The sequence below is a fragment of the Aeromicrobium sp. PFPM2_SD2 genome, assembly GCF_057364525.1.
This window is the reverse complement of sequence record NZ_JBNFNZ010000258.1, coordinates 1-3642: the sequence shown is the minus strand read 5'-3', so window position 1 is coordinate 3642 and position 3642 is coordinate 1. Positions and strand designations below refer to the sequence as shown.

Here is a 3642-nt window from a genome sequence, read left to right as displayed (position 1 = left end):
TGCCCTTCTCGCGCTCCAGGCCGAGCTGGTTCTGCCGGTCGAGGTCGAAGCGGGCGCGGACGAGCCCCTTGACCAGGTGCCAGGTGTCGGTGCGGGCGCTCGCTCGAGCCGTGGTACAGCGCCGAGCGCCAGTCCAGCCCCTCGTCCTCGTCGACGGTCTGCGGCGCGGTCTCCCGCGGCACGAAGAACCAGCGCACGAACGCCGAGACCACGTCGGTGACGGCCGACCCCACGCCGATGAGCGTGACGATGGCGTACACGGTCAGGACGCAGTTGAGCGCCAGGAAGAACGCGGTCAGCCAGTTGGCGTGCTCGACCTCGCGCCACAGCAGCACGCCCCACAGCATCGCCACCAGCACCGGCATGAGGATCGACCAGGCGGGCGCCGCGGTGCGGTTGCGCACCTTCGGCGTGCGGGCGAACGGGATCTTCTGCCCGCTCAGCGCCTGGCTGAGCGACTTCAGGACGCCGGACAGGTTCACCGACAGCAGCACCAGGTTGAACCCGTAGATGCGCAGCACGTCGGTGCGCTTGTAGCCGGTCGCGTGCAGGTCCGAGGCCATCGCCAGGAAGTACGGCACGCCCATGAGCACGACGAGCGGGCTGAGCAGGCGCTGGTCGTAGGGGAACAGCAGCAGGAACAGCAGGCCGACCGTCGCCCAAGTGATGGACGCCATGTAGTTGATGCGCAGCGCGAGCTCCATGAACGTCATGGGCACGCCGCGGGCCTTGCGGATCTTCGCCTGCCGCCACAGCTTGGGCAGGATCAGCAGGCCGCCGTTGGCCCAGCGGCGGCGCTGCACGACCAGCGAGCCCCAGTCCGGCGGGGTGGCGCTGTAGCTGAGCCGCTCGGGGTAGTTCACGAGCCGCCAGCCGTGCATGGCGATGTCGATGCTGGACTCGGTGTCCTCGATGACCGTGCGGTCCTGGATGTAGCGGTGGACCCGGCGGCCCTGCTCGACGGTCGTGACCTGGATGTCCTCCAGCGCCTCGCGGCGGATGAGCGCGTTGGCGCCGACCCAGAACGTCGCGTCGTAGGCGGTGAAGCCCTGGTGCTGGATGTGCTGCAGGTCCGTCGTCGCGCCCGAGAGCCGCTCCAGGCGGGTGGGGGCGCCGCGGTAGGCCGAGTACGGGGTCTGGATGACGGCGACCCGCTCGTTGCCCGGCTGCTCCATCTCGTGCAGCAGGCGCAGGCAGTACTCCGGCAGCAGGATCGAGTCCGCGTCCAGGGTCAGGACGTACGGCGTCATCGGCACGGTGAGGCTCTGCGGGCCGGGGTTCGGCGCGGGGTAGAGCATGACGCCCTCGGGCGTGCTCTCGGCGTCGTACGAGCCGCCCATGAGGCCGAGGTAGGCGTTGAGGTTCATCGCCTTGTTCGACTCGTGCGACAGCGACGCGTACTTCTTGCGCTCGAAGACGTCCAGGTCGGCCGAGAAGATCCACACCAGGCGGCGGTACAGGTCCAGCGTGCGGTGGGGTCCGGGCGGCTCGCCGGCGGCGATGGCCGCCTCGATCGCGTCCGCGGTCAGGGCCAGGTCGTCGGCCAGCGACAGCAGCACCTCGTCGACGAAGAAGTCCGAGACGTGGTCGGGACGCTCCTCGTGGGCGGCCATGTCGGTCAGCCAGTCGACCGCCCAGCGGTAGTGCTCGACGACCTCGTCGTGGTCGCGCGGCTCGACGGCGACCGACTGGTCGAACGCGGCGGTGCGGCGGAACAGCGCCGCCTCGAACCGGGTGCGGGGCACCGACAGGGTCGCCTCGATCTGCGAGGGGAGCTGGCGCGTGGCGGTCAGGCGCTCCAGGACCACCGGGTCGGTGGGGCTCGGCGGGTCGTCCAGCAGGAGCACCACGCGCAGCGACGGCACCTCCTGCAGGGCGGCCGACCACAGCGTCAGGCGGATGACGTCCGGCTCCTCGGCGTACGACGGCACCAGGGCCGTGACCGCCTGCTCGCCGGACGCGAAGTGCCGCTCCAGGGCGGCCCGGGGGACGCGCTCGTGGTCGCGGAAGCGGCGCAGCGCCCCGCGGCGCGCGACGAGGTACATGACCGACGAGAAGCCGAGCGAGCTGAGCACGCCGACGAACAGCAGCGTCTCCATCGTGTAGCTGAAGCCGCCGAAGCCGTGGTCGAGCCGGTTGCGCAGCACGGTCAGCACGAAGTAGGCCAGGCCGGCCAGGACGGTCGCGACGATGGCGGCGCCGGCCATGAGCAGGGACAGGTCGGACGGTCGCGGGTGCTGGCGCGGACGCGCCTGGGTCGAGCGCTCGGCCCCCCACTGGCGTCGTCGGACGGGGGCCTTCGGGGCGACGTCGTTCACGGTGGTGCTCCTGACCGGTCCGGGTCTCGGACCGTGGCCAGTCAACGTCGTGCGAAGGCGACGGACAACCGATTTGGCCGATCCGTGGGGAGGATGTGACCGAGTCGTGGAGGGTTCGGGACGAAGGTCCCGCCCGCCCCCGTCCGGATGGGTCATGCGGACGTGGCCGGGACGGGCGCGTCGGCCAGCAGGACGTCCAGCAGGCGGACGGCGGCGGCCTTGTCCAGCGGGTCGTTGCCGTTGCCGCACTTGGGCGAGTAGACGCACGACGGGCAGCCGTCGGCGCACTCGCACGCGAGCACCGCGTCGCGGGTGACGGTGAGCCACTGGCGGGCGACCTCGAAGCCGCGCTCGGCGAAGCCGGCACCACCGGGGTAGCCGTCGTAGACGAAGACGGTCAGCGTGCCGGTGTCCGGGTGGTGCGCGGTCGACAGCCCGCCGATGTCCCAGCGGTCGCAGGTGGCCAGCAGCGGCAGCAGCCCGATCGCGGCGTGCTCGGCGGCGTGCGCCGCCCCGGGCACGTCGGTCGCGTCCAGGTGGGCGGCGACGGCGGACGCGTCCAGGGTCCACCACACCGCCTTGGTCGGCAGCGTGTGCGCGGGCAGGTCGAGCGGCTCCTCGCCGAGGATCTCGCCCGAGCCGGTGCGTCGGCGCAGGAACGACACGACCTGGTTCGTCACCTCGACGTCGCCGACGCTGATGCGGGCCGGACCCCAGTCGTGCGTGCGCTCCTCGCGGACGATGCGCACGTCGGTCGTGCTGCGGGCGGTGGTCGTGTACGGGGGGTCCTCGCGGTGCACGGCGGCGACGCCCAGCTCGAGGTCGTACTCGTCGACCACCCAGGTGTCGCCCTGGTGGACGTACACCGCCCCGGCGTGGACGGTGGTGTCGGCCGAGCCGGCGTCGACGGTGCCGACGAGGCCGACGTGCTCGCCGTCGCGATCCTGGCCGGTGCCGCCATCGAGGTCGTGGCGCGCCGCCGCGACCTGCTCGGACGCACCATGCTGTCGGTCTCGCAGGCCACCCCCGAGCGCGTCCGCGAGGTCGTCGCCTCCCTGCCCGAGAGCCTGCGCCTGGCGGTGCGGCTGCGCAACGGACGCCGGTCGGTCGTCGTCTGCGGCCCCGAGGCCTCCCTGCGCGCCTTCGAGCAGCGCTGCGACGAGGTCGCCGCCGCCGACAAGGCCGCCCGCGAGAAGAAGCGCACGGGCGGTGCCCCCTTCGCCCCGGTGATCGAGGCGGTCGACGCCCGCGCCGCCTTCCACCACCCCGAGCTCGAGGACGCCGCCGCGCTGGTCGCGGAGTGGGCTGCCGCCTGCGGCCTGGA

At 72.5% G+C, this 3642-nt stretch carries 3 protein-coding genes; 1 reads left to right on the top strand and 2 read right to left on the bottom strand.

Annotated elements, in window-relative coordinates; translation table 11 throughout:
* Together AC2W7G_RS11600 and AC2W7G_RS11595 are read right to left on the bottom strand one after the other, a co-directional pair.
* Nucleotides 1-2318 (bottom strand): glycosyltransferase family 2 protein (locus tag AC2W7G_RS11600; protein WP_485868573.1); only part of this gene is annotated, 2318 nt, incomplete at its 3' end.
* A 152-nt stretch (nt 2319-2470) separates the two neighbouring features.
* On the bottom strand, nt 2471-3184 hold the full coding sequence (locus tag AC2W7G_RS11595) for a Zn-binding domain-containing protein (RefSeq protein ID WP_485868572.1): 714 nt from the start codon (nt 3182-3184) through the stop codon (nt 2471-2473).
* Between AC2W7G_RS11595 and AC2W7G_RS11590 the strand changes: the two genes are divergently transcribed.
* Nucleotides 3173-3642, top strand: a 470-nt coding sequence (locus tag AC2W7G_RS11590) for a hypothetical protein (protein ID WP_485868571.1), incomplete at its 3' end; no start/stop codon positions are given. The two genes, AC2W7G_RS11595 and AC2W7G_RS11590, sit on opposite strands and share 12 nt — an antisense overlap.